The sequence below is a fragment of the Lichenicola sp. GTC18331 genome (assembly GCF_055386855.1).
Window position 1 is genome coordinate 2,286,417 of record NZ_AP045015.1, and the last position, 19,079, is coordinate 2,305,495.

At 68.7% G+C, this 19,079-nt stretch carries 11 protein-coding genes; 7 read left to right on the forward strand and 4 right to left on the reverse strand.

Translation table 11 applies throughout. The annotated features are described in order from the left end of the window. Positions 1 to 52 precede the first annotated feature (52 nt). Together ACZ5BM_RS10490 and ACZ5BM_RS10495 are read left to right on the forward strand one after the other, a co-directional pair. A complete protein-coding gene (locus ACZ5BM_RS10490; protein ID WP_498907874.1) occupies positions 53 to 2,239 on the forward strand; it encodes a glycosyl hydrolase family 28-related protein in 2,187 nt (728 codons plus the stop codon). Positions 2,240 to 2,380: 141 nt separating this feature from the next. Next, entirely contained in the window at positions 2,381 to 4,333 is a 1,953-nt protein-coding gene (locus tag ACZ5BM_RS10495; protein WP_498907876.1) for a hypothetical protein, read from the forward strand. Between the two features lie 9 nt (positions 4,334 to 4,342). On the opposite strand, the gene ACZ5BM_RS10500 is transcribed toward ACZ5BM_RS10495, so the two are convergent. The 3 genes from ACZ5BM_RS10500 to ACZ5BM_RS10510 are packed head-to-tail and all read right to left on the reverse strand — an operon-like array spanning position 4,343 to position 7,750. Further along, entirely contained in the window at positions 4,343 to 5,602 is a 1,260-nt protein-coding gene (locus ACZ5BM_RS10500; protein WP_498907878.1) for a D-amino acid dehydrogenase, read from the reverse strand. A gap of 4 nt (positions 5,603 to 5,606) precedes the next feature. Further along, complete coding sequence (alr, locus tag ACZ5BM_RS10505) at positions 5,607 to 6,716, reverse strand: alanine racemase (RefSeq protein ID WP_498907881.1); 1,110 nt, start codon at positions 6,714 to 6,716, stop codon at positions 5,607 to 5,609. Beyond that, a complete protein-coding gene (locus ACZ5BM_RS10510) occupies positions 6,713 to 7,750 on the reverse strand; it encodes an NAD(P)/FAD-dependent oxidoreductase (protein ID WP_498907882.1) in 1,038 nt (345 codons plus the stop codon). Before ACZ5BM_RS10510 ends, alr begins: the two co-directional genes overlap by 4 nt. 60 nt (positions 7,751 to 7,810) lie before the next feature. On the opposite strand from ACZ5BM_RS10510, the gene tsaE reads away from it, so the two are divergent. Both tsaE and ACZ5BM_RS10520 read left to right on the forward strand, forming a co-directional pair. Further along, on the forward strand, positions 7,811 to 8,287 hold the full coding sequence (tsaE, locus tag ACZ5BM_RS10515) for a tRNA (adenosine(37)-N6)-threonylcarbamoyltransferase complex ATPase subunit type 1 TsaE (RefSeq protein ID WP_498907884.1): 477 nt from the start codon (positions 7,811 to 7,813) through the stop codon (positions 8,285 to 8,287). Beyond that, positions 8,284 to 9,051: a nucleotidyltransferase family protein gene (locus tag ACZ5BM_RS10520; protein ID WP_498907886.1), complete on the forward strand. Its 768-nt coding sequence runs from the start codon at positions 8,284 to 8,286 to the stop codon at positions 9,049 to 9,051. Before tsaE ends, ACZ5BM_RS10520 begins: the two co-directional genes overlap by 4 nt. A 5-nt stretch (positions 9,052 to 9,056) precedes the next feature. Here the strand turns inward: ACZ5BM_RS10520 and ACZ5BM_RS10525 are convergent, their stop codons facing one another. Continuing rightward, positions 9,057 to 10,076 (reverse strand): catalase family protein, encoded by a 1,020-nt coding sequence (locus ACZ5BM_RS10525; protein WP_498907887.1) that lies wholly within the window; start codon positions 10,074 to 10,076, stop codon positions 9,057 to 9,059. A 221-nt stretch (positions 10,077 to 10,297) separates the two neighbouring features. Here ACZ5BM_RS10525 and addB point away from each other — a divergent pair, with 221 nt between their 5' ends. The 3 genes from addB (at position 10,298) to addA (ending at position 19,073) form a co-directional block, all read left to right on the forward strand. Then, positions 10,298 to 13,279, forward strand: coding sequence for a double-strand break repair protein AddB (gene addB, locus ACZ5BM_RS10530; protein WP_498907888.1), 2,982 nt, complete (start codon positions 10,298 to 10,300; stop codon positions 13,277 to 13,279). A 203-nt stretch (positions 13,280 to 13,482) separates the two neighbouring features. After that, a complete protein-coding gene (locus ACZ5BM_RS10535; protein ID WP_498907890.1) occupies positions 13,483 to 15,303 on the forward strand; it encodes a S53 family peptidase in 1,821 nt (606 codons plus the stop codon). 65 nt (positions 15,304 to 15,368) lie between these two features. Next, positions 15,369 to 19,073, forward strand: coding sequence for a double-strand break repair helicase AddA (addA, locus tag ACZ5BM_RS10540; protein WP_498907891.1), 3,705 nt, complete (start codon positions 15,369 to 15,371; stop codon positions 19,071 to 19,073). Positions 19,074 to 19,079: the final 6 nt, after the last annotated feature.

Here is a 19,079-nt window from a genome sequence, read left to right on the forward strand (position 1 = left end):
CCGTATCATGATCCCCGCTTGCAATCGCGCGTCGTCGCATTCCGGGGATTACATGACACGATCATTGTTCGCCCTGACCAGCCTGCTGGTCGCCGCCACGGTCTTTCCCGCTTGGTCGCAACCGATCTTCACCAAATCGGGTAGCGGCACTTTCAATACACTGACGGCCGGCTCCATCGGCGCCGCGGCGACCGTGAACGGCACCGCCCTGGGTGACGCGGTAAGCCGCGCCAACGCGGCGCTTCCTGCGGCGGCGCTGCCTTCCACCACCATCCGGGCCAATTTCGACGATATCGCCCGTTCGCTGGCCGACCGGATGAGTGACCGGCTCAACGTCAAGGCCTTCGGCGCCAAGGGCGACGGCGTGACGGACGATACGCTGGCGTTCCAGAACGCCGCCGCGGTGGCCACGGGGCGTATTCCCGGCGGTATCGGAGCGTCGTTGTCCTCCTATCTATCGACGCTGAGCGGCTTTCTGGGTATCGGTCCACGCCTGAACAGCGCGGTGGAGATCGACATTCCGGCCGGGCATTACATTCTGAGCGCGCCGATCGCGGTCAACTATCAGACCAACACGGCGATCCACTGGAAGGGCGACGGCTCTTCCATGACGGAGCTGGAGTTTCGCGGTGGCGTGGACGGCATCGTGACGACGTTCGCCGCGAATGCCAACGGCAACGAGGTGTCGCGCACGATCGGCGGATCCTGGCAGGGCCAGGGCATCGAGATCGAAGGCATCCACTTCATCGCGAACACGGGAATCGTCAAATCGGCCGGCAGCGGCACCAACAGCTGTACAGCGCAGGGTGAAAGCGGCACGGCGATCAAGACCATCGCCCTTGCGGCATTCAACGCGGCGATGCCGCCCTTCCAGGTCTACAAGGATCTCCAGTTCTCCAATTCCGGCGGCTGGAACGACGGAGCCAACAACTGGAAGGGCGCGCTTTATCTCCAGGATCCGGACAATCTCTATGTCGACAGGGTCGCTTTCGTCGATCACAGCCTGGACTGCAACCGGACCAGCATTCCGATCTGGCTGCATTCCACGGCTCCTGTTTCCGGCCCGGGACACAACTTCCTGAACATCGACTATCCAACCATTCTGGGCGGCCTGACCGGCATCCAGATCGACGGGAATGCTTTTCAGGGCATCACCATCAGCCACTCCGTCATGGTGGGCGTGCAGGACGGCGTGACCTGGCTCGCCAATCCCGGCAGTCTGTCCGGCAGCGTGGTGATGGCCGATGGCTCGGTGAGCGCCGCGCGGTACATGGTACGTATCGCGAATGCCAGCACGATCTTCAGTCACGACAACTTCTACTACAATACGGCTCCCCCAAAGAACACTGACCCGATTTTTTTCTATGTGACGGGCGGTGATACCGTTGTCAGCCATCACGATCAGTTCTACGGGCCGATCGCCGGTTATATCGGGAGTGGCCATTCTGCTACCGCGATGTTCGTGACCGGTTACGGTTCGCTGGACACGGCGCCGTCGCATATCTCTGACGACGTCGTCGCGCATTTCGACACCGGCATCCTGTATGGCGGCGGCAGTACCATGAATTTCACCAACAACGTGGTCAGTTCGGACACGACCACCTGCTATCGCGACACGTCCGGCGCCACGGCCACGAACATGCGCGGTCAGTTCGACGGAATCTATTGCGGCGGCCTTCTGAACTTGCATGACGGGGTCGGCACCACTGCGATCTACGATTGGGGGGTGCAGCGCTTCATGAATGGCAGCCTGGAGCTCGGCATGCCGGGCGTTGGGTCGCCGGGCGGCGTGACCGGCTATCAGGGACAGATTGATTTCCATTCCACGCCCAGCAGCACGGCCGCGGCCCTGAACGATTTCGATGTGCGCGTCACCACGCATGGCGGAGTGGCCGGTACCTCGGGTCAGGGGACGCTGGATGTTTATGGCACCGGCGGCCTCAACGTGAGCAATGGCCCTGTGGCCGCACCCAGCATAAAGATCAGCGGAGCCGCTTCCATGGCGAGCGGCGCTGTGAGCGGCAATCTCTCGGTTGGTCAGTACCTGACCTTGGGGACGACCACCGTGTCCGCCTTGCCCGGTTCCTGCGGCGCGGGTGCGATGATCTACGTGTCCGACGGCCGCAAGACGGGCGAAGCGTCCGGTTCGGGTTCCGGTGTGCCGGCGGTGTGTCTGCCGACCGCCAAGGGCGGCGCGACCGGCTGGTTCGCCGTTCAGCCCTCCGCGCTCAGCAACTGACGTGGCGGAATCGCCGGTCGTGCCGTCGGGTACGGCCGGTGATCCGGTTCCGGTCGTCTTGCGTCGCGTTGTAGTGGCCGATTGCGGTATGTTACCGTCGGGCGTCTTGATGCGGTGTGAACTGTTCACCTGGGAGGCCGAGTGCCGTCGAACCGTCCGCTTGCCGAGCCCCTTCCTGGCCTGCTGATCGCCGATCCCGTCCTGTTCGAGGACGGGTGTTTCCATCTTTGTCTTCCAGGCGGTCACAAACCCATCCTTCTCGGCGGCGCGCCCGTCACCGCTTTCGCTGAAGGCTGGTTTCCGTCCAAGGCGTTTCTCGGTTTTGCTCCTGTGCTGCTGCTGGAGTTCCGGCATCGGGACGGTGGTAGCGCGATCTGGTTCCTGGACCACAAGGTCACGCATCTGAGCGGATCGGCGGCCGAACTCTCGCGCGAATTGCGCGACGTCGTGCGTGCCGGCGCCATGCCGATCCTGCGCGACATCATGGCTGTGATCCATGACGCGCGCCCGCCGCGATTCACTGCAGAAATCGAAGCGTTTCTGGGTTTGGCGGCCCCGACCCGGCGGCAGGTCGCTGCCCTTTTCGCGGACGAACTCGTGCCGTTCGCAACCATCTACCCTTGCGCCGATCTTGCGGGCGGCCAACCGCCCACGGTGCGCGGCGCGGACGGCGCGCGCTATAACTTCGACGGCGATGCATTGGCCTCCGGATTCCGGGGCGATTGGCAGCAGAAACTGATCGAGGCCGCACGCGAAGGGGCGCTGCTGTGGCCGAGCCCGGTGGATGGCGTGCCGCTTCCGTGCCGCGGCTCCATCATCTTCGACGATTTCGTGTTTGCCTACCGTTTCGTCGACGAGCGGTTCGGGCTGGTGTTCTATGTTCTGGCGAGCGAGCACCGTTCCGTGGTGGCCGGTGTCTGGTTTCCCGGCTGCGGCGTGCTGATGGTCGAGAACGATGCCGCGCGTCCGCTGGGCGAGAAACTGCGGAACGCTCTGCCCCATCTGTTGCTGACGCATCTGCTCGACTGGGCGCCGAGCCTGCGCGCCTATTTTTCTACTCCTCCCAGAACACTATCCAATCTCCTGCGCGGCGATCCGGCGGTGCATATTGGCCATCAACTCTGGAATGAGTTGAGTGGCATCGAGACGCTGCTGCATCAGGTGCCGGAGCCGTGCTTTGGCCATCTGGTGATGGGGCGGCACGACCGGCTGGAACTCTACGGTCCAATCGACGCCATCTTTCCTGCCCTGCATGGCCGGGTCGACCGCGATTCGGACGGTCTGACGGCGATGAAGGCCGAGTCTTACAGCACCGGACGCGTCGTGTTCCGGGTGACGCAGGAATACGTGTCGGCGTCGCTGCGCCGAAGGCTGCTGCAGCGCGCCCGCAGCCAGAGCGAGCATCTCGGGATACGCTTTCCGGACGCACCCGTGCTGTTGATCGGGTTGCGTGTGGAGAACCGTACCCTGGCCGACCTGGACGGGTTCCTGACGCGTCTGGTGGAGATGCTGTTCGGCGTCCATCCGACGCTGCAGCTGGTGTTCGACGGGCATAATTCCGGCGATCGCAACGGCGGCCCGATCGGCAGCCATGGCGAGTCCATGGCGCTCACCGCGCCCGATCTGGTGGAAGCCCAGATCGTGTCCCGTCTGCGGGAGCGGTTCGCCTCGCAGCGGGACCGCATCCACGACACCATCATGCAGCCGGTCAGCGCCAGTTTGGCCTGGGCCGACCGGAGCGTCGGGTTCGTTTCTATCTGGGGGGCGAGCCTCGCCAAGTATCGCTGGGTGGGCAATCTTCCGGGGTTCGTGATCAGCAGCCGGCACAACCTGCTTCATCGCGGCGACATCGATATCTATCATTCGCCGCGATACATGGAGACGCCGGCACCGATCGAGTTCGTGGATCCGGCTCTGGTGACGGACCTGCCGGACAGCCCGCCTTTGGTGCCGGTCGGGCTAGGACAGCCGAGCTTCTTCAATTTCCGTCTGGATGAGGATGCGGTGCTTTCGGCGATCGGCCGGTTCGTGGAGACCCTCCTGGCCGAACGGCCGGAGGGCGCATTGAGGAATGTCCTGCCCAGTCTGGGATGAGGGCGTTCGTTACGCTGCCCGATAGCGGCTCAGCGCCAGATCGGCGTGCTCGATATTGGGGCGCTGACCGGAAATCAGATCGGCGATCAGGCGCCCCGAACCGGCGGCCATGGTCCAGCCCAGCGTACCGTGGCCGGTGTTGAGCCAGAGGTTGGAATAGCGCCCCGAGGCGCCGACGATGGGCGTGCCGTCTGGCGTGTTGGGGCGCAGGCCGGTCCAGTAGGTGGCGCGGTCGAGATCGCCGCCGCCGTAGAGCTGGTTGAAGGACATCGCCAGGGTCTCGCGCCGGGCCGGACGGAGCGTGAGATCGTAGCCGGCCAGTTCCGCCGTGCCGCCGACGCGGATGCGGTCGCCGAGCCGGGTCATCGCCACCTTGTAGGTCTCGTCGTTCACCGTGGAGGTGGGGACGCGATCCGGGTCGGTGAGCGGGATGGTGAGCGAATAGCCCTTTACCGGGTAGACCGGCAGACGCAGCCCCAGTGGGCGCAGCAGACGCGCCGTGTGTACGCCGGTCGCTGCCAGATAGGCGTCCGCGCGCAGCACGCCCTTGCTGGTCTCGATTCCTTCCACGCGATCGGCGCTGAACAGCACGCGTCGGATGCCGACGCCCATGCGGAACGTCACGCCATCCTTTTCCGCCATTTCGGCCAGACGGCGCGTGAACAGATGCGCGTCGCCGGACTGGTCTCCAGGGAGGCGCAGACCGCCTTTCAGCAGATGTGCGGAGTGACGAAGCCCAGGCTCGTGCCGAACGATGCCCTCGCGGTCCAGCAACTCGTGCGCCACGCCGCTTTCGGCCAGGATGCGCATGTCGTCGGCGGCATGGTCGAGCTGCGCCTGGGTGCGGAAGAGCTGGATCAGCCCTTTCTGCCCGTCGTCGTAGGTGATCCCGGTCTGGTGGCGCAGATCGTCGAGGCAATCGCGGCTGTATTCGGCCAGACGCAACATGCGGCTCTTGTTGCAATCGTAGGCCTCCTCGGTGCAGTTCGCGAGCAGGGCGGCGCACCAGCGCATCATGGCGATGTCGAAGCGCGGCCGGATCTGCAACGGGCTGTGCTTTTGCAGCATCCAGCCGATCGCCTTGCGCGGCAGGCCGGGTGCGGCCCAGGGGGTGGAATAGCCGGGCGAGACCTGGCCCGCATTGGCGAAGGAGGTTTCCAGCGCCACGCCGGGCTGGCGATCGATCAGCTCCACCTCGTGCCCGAGCCTGGCGAGATACCAGGCCGAGCTCACGCCGATCACACCGCCGCCCAGCACCAGAACCTTCATAATCCTATCCCTCGTAAGTTCGGCCGTAGCGATGGCCCAGCGCGGTCAGTATCTCGTAGCCGATCGTTCCTGCCGCTTCGGCCACGTCTTCCAGAGGCCGGTTCGGACCGATCAGTTCCAGCGCGGCACCTTCCGGCAGCGATGCTGGATCGATGCCGGTGACGTCCACCGCCAGACAATCCATGGAGATGCGGCCGACGATCGGCAGCGCTTCCCCCCGGCCGGGCAGCGTCGCGGCGCCTCGGCTGCTTCCTGCACGCAGGAAACCGTCCGCATAGCCCACCGCCACGGTGGCGATCCGGCTGTCGTGCGCGGCGATATGGGTCGCGCCGTAGCCGACCCAGGCGCCGGCCGGAACCTCCCGGCACTGCACCACGCGGCCGTCGAGCCGGATCACCGGCTGCATCGGGTTGGGCCGGGCGGCGGTGGGCGGTACGCCGTAGAGGGCCGCGCCCGGACGCACGAGATCGAAATGGAACGCGGGCGGCAGGAAGATGCCGGAGGAGGCGGCGAGGCTCCAGCGCGAAAACGGGAAGCGTATCCGCAGCCGCTCGAACGCCATGCGCTGCTGTTCGTTGGCCGGATGGTCCGGCGTGTCGGCGCAGCCGAGATGGCTCATCGCGAGGCCGACCGACACGCGTTCGAGGCGCCAGGGTTCGCGCTCCAGCGTGTCGGCATCTTCCGGCGACAGGCCGAAGCGGGACATGCCGGTATCGAATTGCAGCGCCGCCGGAAGGATGCGGCCGAGCGCTGCGGCCAGCGCCGCCCATTCCGTCATCTGATCCAGCGAGTTCAGGACCGGCAGCAACGCATGCGCGTCGAACAAGGCGGCGGTGCCGGGTGGGATGCCGTTCAGCACATGGATCGCGGCCTCGGATCCCAGGATGGCGCGCAACGCGATGCCTTCGGCCAGATGGGCGACGAAGAAGCAGCGGGCTCCGGCTGCATGCAGCGCGGGCGCGACCCGGTCCATGCCGAGACCGTAGGCATCCGCCTTCACCACGGCGGCGCATTCCGCCCCGGCCGCGCGCCGGGACAAAGCGTGCCAGTTGGCGGCGATGGCGCCGAGATCGATCCTCAGCAGCCCGCCATGCGGATCGGGGAGCGTGCTCACGAGACCGGCAGGCCGCTGGTGGTGGAATGTTCGAAGCGCAGCGCCTGGTCCGGTCTGGCGACCGCATGGATCGCGTGTGCGGCCATCGCCGCTTCGCTGAATCCCTGCAGGATGAGTTTCAGCTTGCCGGGATAGGAGGCGACGTCGCCCACCGCGAACACGCCCGGGAGCGAGGTGCGCATCGTGGCCGGATCGACCGAGATCACGCCGTGCATCCCGGTGTCCAGGCCCCAGCCGGCGATCGGGCCGAGATCGGTGCTGAGACCGAAGAAGGCCAGCAGCCGGTCGGCCGGGAGGGTGCGCCGTTCGCCGTCGAGCGAGGCGACGATCACGCCAGACAAGGCGCCGTCCGTGCCGTCGAGCGCCTGGAGCTGGAACGGCACCACCCGTTCGACCAGTCCGGCGGAGACCGCCTCGTCCAGGCGACGCAGCGATTCCGGCGCGGCGCGGAAGCGGTCGCGACGGTGGATCAGCCAGATGCGCTCGGCCACGCCGACCAGGGCCAGGGCCCAGTCCACCGCGCTGTCGCCGCCGCCGGCGATCGCCACGGAGCGGCCGCGCAGGGATTCGCGCTGGCGCACCAGGTAATGCACCGCGCCCGAGCGCTCGAATTCCTCGATGCCGGACAGCGGCGGGCGGTTCGGGCCGAAGGCGCCTGCGCCCGCGGCGATCAGCACCGTCCGGGCGCGGATGCTGTCGCCGGCATCGGTGAGCAGGGTGAAATCGCCCGCCGCACCGGACAGGCCGGTGACGCGCCGGCTCAGGCGGCGCGGTACGGCGAAGGGCATCAATTGCCGTTCCAGATTGCCGATCAGCGCGCCGGCCTCGATCTCGGGCAGGCCGGGAATGTCGTAGATCGGTTTTTCCGGGTAGAGCGCCGCGCATTGGCCGCCGGTCTCGGCCAGCGCGTCGATCAGCACGCAGCTCAGCCGCAGCATCCGGCACTGGAAGGCCGCGAACAGCCCGACCGGCCCGGCCCCCACGATCGCGACATCGAACCCGTGTGCCTCCGGCTGATGATCGGCGCCGTCCATCGTATCCCTTCCCGCTCGCATCCATTGTGAAGCATGGCCGGGCTACGGCAAGATGCCGCCATGAGCCCGGCGCTGACACGAGACCTGCCCGATCTAGCGGCCACCGAAGCGTTCGGCCGCATCCTCGCATCGCTGCTGCGGCCGGGCGACTGCATCCTGCTGGACGGGCCGCTCGGCGCCGGCAAGACCGCCCTGGCGCGCGCCCTGTTGCGCGAAGCGTGCGGCAGGGAGGCCATGGACGTGCCGAGCCCCTCCTACACGCTGGTGCAGGGCTATGAAACGCCTGCCGGACTGCCGATCCATCATTTCGATCTCTGGCGGCTGGACGGTCCTGCGGCCTTGGAGGAGCTGGGCTGGGACGAGGCGCGGGATGGGGTGGTTCTGGTGGAATGGCCGGACCGGCTCGGTGCTCTGGCGCCGGAGGACGCCTTGCGGCTCGATCTGGCGTTGCTTCCCTCGTCCGACCCCGATCCGGACGCCCCTGCGCCCAGGCGCGTCCACGTTCGCGGCTGGGCCGATCGTCTGGTGACGGCGTGAGTGCCGTTTCGAAGCCGCCGCATGCGGCCATGGTGCTGGCGGCCGGACTCGGCACGCGCATGCAGCCTTTCACCGCCGATACGGCCAAGCCGCTTCTGTCGGTCGCCGGACGCACGCTGCTGGACTACGCGTTGGACCGTCTCGGCGAGGCCGGAATCGGTCGCGCCGTGGTGAATGCGCATTGGCACGCCGAGCAGGTGGCCGACCGCGTTCGCGCCCGTGCCGCGCGCGAGGCCGGACGGATGGAGCTGGTGTTGCAGCCGGAACAGGAGCTGCTCGGAACCGGCGGCGCCGTGGTGAAGGCGCTGGAGCTGGGCACCCTGCCGAAAAGCGAAGCGTTCCTGATGGTGAATGGCGACAGCCTGTGGCTGGATGGACCGATCCCGGCGGTGCAGCGCCTGCGCCGAAAATTCGACCCGGCCGAGCTGGACGTTCTGCTTCTGGTGGCACGTGCCGCGACGGTGATCGGCGAGGTCGGCGCGGGCGATTTCGCCATGGACGAGAACGGCGTGCTGCGTCGCAGGGGCGAGAACGAGATCGTGCCCTACGTGTTCGCCGGGGTGCAGGTGGTGTCGCCGTCTTTGTTCGCCGACGTGCCGGACGAGCCGTTCAGCATGAACCTCATCTGGGACCGGGCGATCGAGAGCGGCCGGATCGGCGCCCTGGTGCATGACGGGCCCTGGTTCCATCTGAGCCGCCCGTCCGACATCACCGACACCGAACGGGCGATCCGCGATCCGCTCTATGGGCCGTCCAATACCTGAGCCGGTCAGTTCGGCAGGGAGACCGGACCGCTCGGCTCGTGCAGCGGGCAACCGTTGATCCGGCTGCGCAGGCCGCTCAGCTCGCTGTAGGCCGCACGCCTCGAGCGCATGATGCCGCCGAGCGGGCGATGCGCGGCCAGACCGTGCCAGGGGCTGAAGCTGAGACGGTCGTCACCGACCGCGGCGCGTTGCTCGCTCCAGCTGTTCTGCGGCTGCACCACGATCCGGCCCACGGTGAGAAAGGGGCTCTGGTCTTCCGGCCAGACCACGGAGGCATCCTCGATCGGCATGGCGTCGAGATCGGTGCAGAGCTGCACGCGGATTTCCCAGACGGCGCCGTGTTCGGCGAAGAAGGCGCGCACGGCGTCGCGCAGCGCGTCCGGGTGTCCAGCGACGTCGATCGGCTTGTTCTTCAGCGCCAGCAATTCCGGCGTCGCCGGCACCACGCTCACCTTGCCGAAATGTTCTCCCCAGAGCAGCGGCACCATGGTGTAGAAGCTGTCGCCCAGGATGTGCGTGTTGGGATGGCCGCCGAGACTGCGAAGGGTCGGGCTGGGCGAGGACACGGTTTCCACCACGCTTTCCACCCCGCGCAGCACGGCGGACAGCGCCTTCTTCAGCACCTGCGGCGTGTCGGTGGTCTTCGCCAGAAGCTTGAGGCTGCCGGCGAATTTCTTCGGATTGGGTGCCGAGAACGCGGGTGCGTTCTGCATCACCAGATCCTGGTTGTGCTGGTCTTCGGAGCCGGGCAGGCGCACGCCGTCGACGCCGATGATCTTCACCGCGAGTCCGCGCGGCGTGGATACGCTGTCGTCCAGGATGTCGCCCGGGTTGGTGGAAAAGCGCATCACCACTGGAAACGTGCCGGGTTTCGCGAACGCGCCCTGGGCCAGAACCGGCGGCAGATCGTCCGGAATTTCCAGAACGCCGTCGAGAAGCCCATGGCTCTTCGCGTGCACCGCGCGTACGGCGTGGCCGTAATCCTTCGACGTGGTTTCGACGATGGAGCGCAGGGCGTCGCGCATCTCGGCGAAAACCTGTTCCTCGTCCGGTTCCGGTTGTTCAAATTCAGGGTGAAACGGAAGCGGGGTGTTGACGGGCACGGCGGCGGCTCCGGGAGGGCTTGGGTTCCGACAACGTCGCGTCGTCGCTGACGGTTCATCCCCGGCTGGCCGGCGTCGTTGCGAAGCCGGTGCGAGTGTTCGCTTCCGTATCGTCGCACCAGCCTCTAGGTTTCTGCCCTGCCGTGACACCGAACCTCGCCACCATTCCGCTGCATCTGCCGTTTCTCGACGTGCTCGCGCGTTGCTGGCTGGAGGCGCATGCGAGCGCCGCCGATCCGTTGGCCGGTGCGCGCGGCACCATCCTGCTGCCCACGCGCCGCGCCGCGCGTGCGCTGAGCGAGGCGTTCCTGCGCGCGTCCGGCGGCAATGCGATGCTGCAGCCCCGGATCTCGGCCCTGGGCGCACTGGACGAGGCGCCTTTGGCGCTGGGCAACTGGCTGGACGCGCCGCCGGCGATCGGCGTGCTGGACCGGCTCGCCTTGTTGTCCGAGCTGGTGTTGAAGGCCGGCACCTCGTTCGGCACCGCGCCGAGTCTGGATCAGGCCTGGGGACTGGCGCAGGCTTTGGCCGATCTGATGGACGAGGCCGAGCGCGCCGGCTGCGATCTGGCCGCGACCCTGCCGGATGCGGCGGAAGAACAGGCCGAGCATTGGCAGCTCACGCTCCGGTTCCTGCGGATCGTCACCGAGATCTGGCCGACCCTTCTAATTGAGCGCGGGCAGAGCAATCCGGTGGCGCGCCAGATGGCGCTGCTGGACGCGCAGAGCCGGTTGTGGCGCGACCATCCGCCCGCGGCGCCGATCTGGGCGGCAGGGTTCACGACCCTTTCGCCTGCCGCGACGATCCTGCTCAATGCGATCGCGCATCTGCCGAACGGCATGCTGGTGCTGCCTGGTCTCGACGACCCGTTGGCCGATGCCGATTGGGAAACCCTGCCGGACAGCCATCCGCAGGCCGGTCTGGCGCGTCTGCTCGCCAAGCTGGGCGCGCGTCGCGCTGATTTCGTCGTCTGGGGCGAGGATGCCGCGCCTGTGGTGCCGCAAGCGCGCGTCGCGGCGCTGGGCCGGGCGCTGCTGCCGCAACAGGTGTTGGGGGACTGGCTGCGTCGCGACGAGGCGGTGTCGGTGGAGGGTTTGGGCCGTCTGCACACGGCCGATCAGCAGGAGGAAGCCGCCGCCATCGCCCTTCTGCTGCGCGACGCGATCGAGACGCCGAACAAGCGCGCCGCTCTGGTGACCCCGGATCGTGGTCTGGCGCGTCGCGTGGCGGTGGAACTGTTCCGTTGGGGCGTGGCGGTGGATGACAGCGCCGGCGAGGCCCTTGCCGGAACGCCGCCGGCGCTGCTGTTGCGTCTGGTGGCGACCACAGTGGCGGAGGGGCTGTCGCCGGTCTCGTTCCTATCTCTGCTGAAGCATCCGCTCTGCGCGGCCGGTCTGCATCCAGCCGAATGCCGCCGTCAGGCGCGTGCGCTGGAGCTGGCGGTGCTGCGTGGGCCGGCGCCGGCGCCGGGCGCGGCGGGCCTGCGCGAGGCGGTGCAGGACCGGGCCGGCGGCGATGCGGCGGTGTCGGCGTTCCTGGAACGGGTTCTGGGGCGGCTCGAACCGCTTTCCGTTCAGTTCGCGCAGCGTCAGGCGCCGGTGCCGGCGCTGCTTCGGGCCTTGCTTCAGGCCACGGAGTCGCTGGCGGCGACCGAGGACGAGTCCGGCGCGGCGATCCTGTGGTCGGGCGAGGACGGCAACGCCCTGGCGCTGCATCTGGCGGAATTGTCCGACGCGACGGCGGCGGTGCCGCCCCAGGCGCCACGCGTTCTGCCTGGGTTGCTGGAGGCGTCCCTCCAGGGCATCGCCGTGCGCAGCCGGCGCGCCCTGCGCGGTCTGCCGGTCGGGGCGACCGAGCATCCGCGCGTGTTCATCTGGGGCCTGCTGGAAGCGCGGCTGCAGACGGCGGATCTGTTGATCCTGGGCGGGCTGGCGGAAACGGCGTGGCCGCAGGCGGTCGATCCGGGGCCGTGGATGAGCCGGCCGATGCGCAAGCGCGTCGGTCTGCCCTCTCCGGAAGAAGCGGTCGGGCAGGCAGCGCATGATTTCCTGTCCTGCTGCTGTTCCGCGCCGAGCGTGGTGCTGTCCTGCCCGGGTCGTCGCGACGGGGCGCCGTCGGTGCCCGCGCGCTGGCTGGTGCGGCTCGACGCGTTTCTGCAAGGCCAGGACCAAGTCTTGCCGATCGACCCGGCCGGCGCCTGGCTGCGCCAGCTTGATCAGCCGAAGGGCCCGGCGAAGCCCGTTTCTCCGCCGGAACCGCGCCCGGCGCTTTCGTTGCGTCCGCGCCGTTTAAGCATCACCGAGATCGAGACCTGGATGCGCGACCCCTACGCGATCCATGCCAGGCATGTTCTGCGTTTGCGCCCGTTGCCGGAACTGGAGCAGGCCGCGGATGCGGCGGATTACGGCATGATCGTGCATGACGCGCTGGCGCGGTTCTTCGCCGAACATCCGACGGACTGGCCCGCGAACGCGGCCGAGGCTTTGGCGGACGCGTTCGACGGTTCGCTGGCTGCGGCGCGGCTGCGTCCGGCTTTGGCGGCATGGTGGCGGCCGCGTCTGCGTCGCATCGCCGCCTGGGTGGCCGAGGCGGAAACGGCGCGTCGTCGCGAGGCGGGGCCGGCGCTTGTATGCACCGAGATCGCCGGCCGCGTGACGCTGGAAGGCGCGCCGGGCGGGGCGTTCGTTCTGGGCGGCCGTGCCGACCGCATCGATCTGCGCGCGGACGGCAAACTCGCCTTGTTCGATTACAAGACCGGAACCTTGCCGGGAAAGGCGTCGGTGCAGGCGGGCTGGTCGTCGCAGCTGGTTCTGGAAGCGGCGATGGCGCTGCGCTGCGCGTTCGGCGACGCGTTGCGGGCCCCGGCCGGCGAGATCACCTATTGGCGCCTGTCCGGCGGCCACACGCCGGGCGAGGAAAGCCGCCCCGCCGAGGACGAGGCGTTGCAGGATCTGGTGGACCAGTGCTGGGGCGCTCTGCAGGGTTTGATCGCCGCCTATGACGATCCGAACCAGCCCTATCTGTCGCATCCGCGGCCGGAACACGCACCGCCTTATCCGGACTACGCCCAGCTCGCGCGCGTCGCGGAATGGAGTGCGGCCCGCGACGAGGGCGGCGGGGCCTGAGCGGAGCCGCCAGTAACATTCCAGTTCAATTCGAAACCGCAGCGCCCCGCGCAGAGCGGCGTCCCTTTGCTAAGACGACGGCGCAATAACCAACACAGCGTGGATCGCCGGGGAACGCGCCGCGTCCACGGGCACGGAGCCGTCATCGGAACAACCGTTGGTGCCCGTTCCGGATCTCGCTGTGTGCGACCGGAGCGTCTTGGATGAATGCCATCCGTTTCCTGCTTGCCGGCACGGTTCTGTCGGCGGGACTCGCTCTGCGGACACCTGCATGGGCAGCCGATACGGCGGTCGATGGCACGGCCGTCGAACAGACCGTGTTCCTGAAACCGCGCGACCCCCAGGGCGAGGATCGCTACGCGCGCGCCGTGCAGAGTCCGGGGCCGCTGTTCCATCGCTTCCTGTCGCGGGACGCGTTCGTGCAGCGTTTCGCGCCGACCGACGCTCAGATCGCCCAGGTGGAATCGGCGCTGCAACAGCTCGGCTACACGATCCGCACGGTGTACCCGAACCATCTCGCCATTGCCGTGTCTGCGCCGGTCTCGACCACGCAGAGGGCGCTCGAGATCGCGTTCGCGCGCGTGCGCCAGGGCGGCCGCACCGGCATCGTGCCGGTGGGAGAGCCGGTTCTGCCGGTGTCGGTGCGCGATCTGGTAAGGGGCATGGGCGGCCTCGACACGCTGCATGTGCCGGTCTCGCAAGTCGAAAGCGTCCCGGATGCGGCGCCGCAACTCCATACGGCCGGACAGGCGCTCGCGGGCGGCAAGCCTGGCTTCCTGCTGCCGCAGAATTTCGCCGCGCGCTACGACGTGACGCCACTCTACGCGCGCGGCCTGGACGGTCGTGGCGCCACGATCGGCATCGTCACCCTGGGCGGGTTCGATCCGGCCGCGGCCCGGCGCTTCTGGCAGGATGCCGGGATCGCGGTGAAGCCCGACCGGATCAGTCTGGTGCGTGTCGGCGCCGGTCCGGGCGCACCGTCCAACGAGACCTTTCTCGACGTGGAGGAAGCGGGCGGCGTCGCGCCCCAGGCGGATCTGCGTATCTACGAGGCGTCGTCGAACGGTCTTCTGGACGGGTTCGAAGCCGCCGCATCCGAGAACGTCGCCGACACCGTGTCCGCCTCCTGGGGACAGGCCGAGCTGGACTACTTCGCCCATCCGGGTCTGCACGAAGGTGCGCGCACCTTCCTGCTGGACGCGTTCCACGACGTGTTTCTGGAGATGGGCATCCAGGGTCAGAGCGTGTTCCTGTCGGGCGGCGACGACGGTGCGTTCGATACCGCCAAGCTCGACCGCGTGTTCGGGACGCCGACGGTGGAGGATCCGGTCTGGAACGCGCCCTACGCCGTGGGGGCGCCGGCGAGCGATCCGGCCGTCACCGCGGCCGGCGGCACGACGGTCCCGTTCTCCACGACCTTGGCGGATGGTGTCGTGCTCCATGTGGACCAGGAGCAGGGCTGGAGCACCCGCTACGTGTTCACCCAGTCGGCCGGGCAGAACGCGCCGATCGCGTTCGATACCCTGTATCCGAAGGGCGGCGGCGGCGGCGTCAGCAGCTATTTCGCGCGTCCGTTCTACCAGGCCGGGACGGCCGGCATGACGCGCACCCGGCCGGGCCAGCGCTTCACCCGCGATACCGGTTCGGGTCCCGAAACCCTGCTGACCCTGCCTTCCGGTTTCGACGGCCGCAACATGCCGGACCTGTCCGCGGATGCCGATCCCCGCAGCGGCTACCAGTTCATCGGCATCGGCGGCGCCTTGTTGACACATCGGGGCGGCACCAGCTTCGTGGCGCCGCAGCTGAACGCGGTCACGGCTCTGGCGGTGCAGCGGAACGGCCGCGTCGGCGCGTTGAATCCGGTGCTGTACGGGTTGGGCGGGGCCGTGTCCCGCGACATCGCCGCCGGTGGAAACTGGGGCTATGCGGCGTCGCCCGGCTATGACAACGCGACCGGGCTTGGCGTGCTGGACGGGGTGCGGCTGGTGGACGCTCTGGGCGTGCTGAGCCTGGCCGGGAACTGAACCGGGCGCTTCCGCCGGCCGGGTCGCTTGCCAGCGGAAGCGCGCACCGGGATGCTGCGTGCTTCATGACCGAACCGACGCACGCCGATCCGACCCGGAGCGCCATCGCGCTCGCCAACCGCCAGCAGGGGCTGGCATCGGATCCGGACGTTTCGGCCTTCGTGTCTGCCTCGGCCGGCAGCGGCAAGACCAAGCTGCTGATCGACCGTCTGCTGCGCCTGATGCTGCCCCGCGTGGCGCCGGGCGATGGGGAACGGCGCCTCGTGCCGGGCACCGATCCGGCGCGCATCCAGTGTTTGACGTTCACCAAGGCGGCAGCGGCGGAGATGGCGATCCGTTTGCAGCGCGAACTGGGTGGCTGGGTGACGCTGGACGATGCGCGGCTGGACGAGCGCCTGCGCCGTCTAGGCTGCGAGGGGGGTGCCGCCTTGCGTCAGCCGGCACGGGCCCTGTTCGCGCGGGTGCTGGATCTGCCGGGCGGGATGCGCATCGGCACCATCCATGCCTTCTGCCAGTCGCTTCTGCGTCGCTTTCCGGTGGAAGCGGAGGTCAGCCCGCATTTCCGTCTGGTGGAGGATACGGATTCCCGCGCGGCGTTGAACCGCGCCTGGGAAGAGGTGCTGTCGGAACGGTCCCGCGGCGGCGCGGAGGATGCGGCGCTGTCCCTGCTGGCCGGGCAGGTGCAGGCCTCCGACGCGTTGCGGTTGTTGCAGACGCTGCAGAGCAAGGCGCCCGCGCTGCAACCGGCGCTGGAGGCTTTGCAGAACGATCCCGAGCGGGTCGGGCGCCATCTGCGCCGGCTCGTCGCGCTGCGTCAGTCGGACGAGGAGGCCTGCGTTCTGGCGGGCGTGTCGCCGCCGAACGAGCCTGCCCTGGTGTCGGTGCTGCGGGAAGCGATCGCCATCGGCACGCCGTCTTTGCGGAAACAGTCGGAGGACATGGCCGATTGGCTGGCGCAGACGCCGGAACAGCGCGTCGCCGGCTGGACGCGCTGGTGCGGGATGTTCCTGACCGGCAAGAACGAGCCGCGTGCGCCGGGCGGGTTCGTGCGGGGCAAGCTCGGGCAGAACCATCCGCACATCGCCGAGACGCTGGTGGCGGAAGCCGAACGCATCGTCGCCGTGGAGGACAACAGGCGGGCGATCCGCACCGTGGCGCTGACCCTGGCGCTGCTGGAAGTGGCCGGCCCGGTTCTGCGTCGCTACGCCGATGGCAAGCGCGCGCTCGGGCTGGTGGATTACGACGATCTGATCGGCCGCACCCTGTCGCTGCTGCGCGATCCGGGTTCGGCCTGGGTGCTCTACAAGCTCGATGGCGGCATCGACCATCTTCTGCTGGACGAGGTGCAGGACACGTCCGATCTGCAATGGCGCATCGCCCATGCGCTGACGGACGAGTTCTTCTCCGGACGCGGTGCGGGTGCGGAGGAGCGGCCTTTGCCGCGCACCGTGTTCGCCGTGGGCGACTACAAGCAATCGATCTACTCGTTCCAGGATGCCGATCCGGACGCGTTCCATCACTGGCACGGGCGGTTCCGTGACCGTGTCGGGCTCGGCGGGCAGGAATGGCGCGAACCGGAGCTGACGGTGTCGTTCCGTTCCACGGTGCCGGTGCTGGCGCTGGTGGATGCCGTGTTCGCCGCGCCGGATGCGGCGCGCGGCGTGCTGGAGCCCGGGCGCGACGGTGCGATCCGCCACGTGTCGGCCAGGCCGGACGCGCCGGGCAGCGTGGAGCTGTGGCCGCTGGTGCCGGTGGATCGTGGCGGCGATCCCGCGGCGGCCGGAGATGCGCCCGATCCGGCCGATCCGTGGAGCGCGCCGCGCCGCAACCGCAGCCAGGGCTCGGCGCAGCAGCTTCTCGCCGAGCAGCTCGCGCGCTTCATCGCCGGCGAGATCGGCCGCGTGCACGAGACCGGCGGGGCGCCGCTGATGGCCGGCGATGTTCTGGTGCTGGTGCCGCGCCGCTCCGCCTTCGTGCGCGCGCTGATCCGTGCGTTGAAGAGCGAGGGCGTGCCGGTGGCGACGCTGGTGCGGACCGGTCTGGCCGATCAGATCGCCGTGCGCGACCTGATGGCTCTGTGCGACGCGCTTCTGCTACCGCAGGACGATCTCTCCGTGGGTTGCGTGTTGACCAGTCCGATCGGTGGTCTGAGCGACGACAGCCTGATGGCGCTGGCGACGGAGCGCGGCGAGAGGAGCTTGTGGGAGCAGTTGCGGGCGCGGGCCGGGGAGCGGCCGGATTGGGGCCGGGCCTGGGATCTGTTGTCGTCCTTGTTCGCGCGTGTGGATTTCGTGACGCCGCATGCGCTGCTGGCCGAGGCGCTGGGGCGGTTCGGCGCGCGGGCGCGGCTGCTGGCGCGGCTGGGGCCGGAAGCGGCGGAGCCGGTGGACGAGCTTCTGTCGGCGGCGCTGCGCCATGCCGAAACCCATCCCCCCTCGCTGCAAGGCTTCCTGCACTGGCTGCGCCGGTCGGAGGAAAGCATCAAGCGGGAACCGGACGCGGCCGGCGACGCCGTGCGGGTGATGACCGTGCATGGCGCGAAGGGATTGCAGGCGCGTCTGGTGATCCTGCCGGACACGACGGGGAATCGCCCGGTGGACGATACGCTGCTCTGGGTAAAGCCGGATGCGCCGTCCGGGAACGCGTTCGAGCAACCGCTGGTGGCGCCGATCTGGGTGCCGCGCGCCGAGCTGGGCTCCGCGCCGACGCGTTTGCTGCGCGACCGGATGCGCGCCGACGCCACGGCGGAAAGCAATCGGCTGTTGTATGTGGCGCTGACCCGCGCGGCCGATCGTCTGGTGGTGTGCGGCTGGGAGAGCGGCCGGAAGACGGAGGGCGGGGCGCCGGACGGAAGCTGGTATGCGCTCTGCCGGGCGGGGTTCGAAGCGGCGGGGGCCGTGGCGGAGCCGTTCGCACTGTCCTGGGACGGCGAGAAACAGGTTTTGTCCCGCGCCGAACAGGTGGCGTCTCGCCCGTTAGTGCCACCGGCGGCGAAGATGGAGACCGCTCCGGTGGCCTTGCCGTCCTGGGCCGGACGGGCGCCGGACTGGCGCGCGGCGCCTTTGCCGCCGGAGCCCTTGCTGCCGCAGCCTTTGGCGCCGAGCCGGCCGGACGACGTGGAGTTGGGGCCGGTGCCGGCGCTGCGGTCGCCGCTGGAGACGGAAGCGGGCGAGGAACAACGCCAGCGCGCCGCGCGCCGGGCCGGCGGGTTTCGGCGCGGGCGATTGCTGCATGCGTTGTTGCAGCATCTGCCGGATCTGCCGGACGATTCGCGGATGGCGGCTGCGTCACGGTTTCTCCGGGCCGGGGCGGACGGGCTTTCGGAAGAAGAGGCCTCGGATGCAGCGGACCGGCTGGACGCCGTGTTGCGCCATCCGGTTCTGGCACCGCTCTTCGCTCCGGACGCGTTGGCCGAGCAGCCCGTGTCCGGGCTGGTGGACGGGGTGGTCGTGTCGGGCCGGATCGACCGTCTGCGCGTCCTGCCCGACCGCGTTCTGCTGTGCGATTTCAAGACCAACCGGCGCATGCCGTCGGCGCCGGAGCGGGCGCCTCTCCCCTATCTGCGGCAGATGGCTGCGTATCGTGCCCTTCTGGCGCAACTCTATCCGGACCGCCCGATCCGCTGCGCCCTGGTCTGGACGGAGGACGCCAGCGTGATGGTTCTGCCGGAGGCCCTGCTGGAGCAGCATCGGCCCGGAACATACCGGCTGCGTGACGGGGACGGATCGGCGCCGCTTGACCAGCCGCCACCCGTCGCCCATCTCGGATGACGCGCA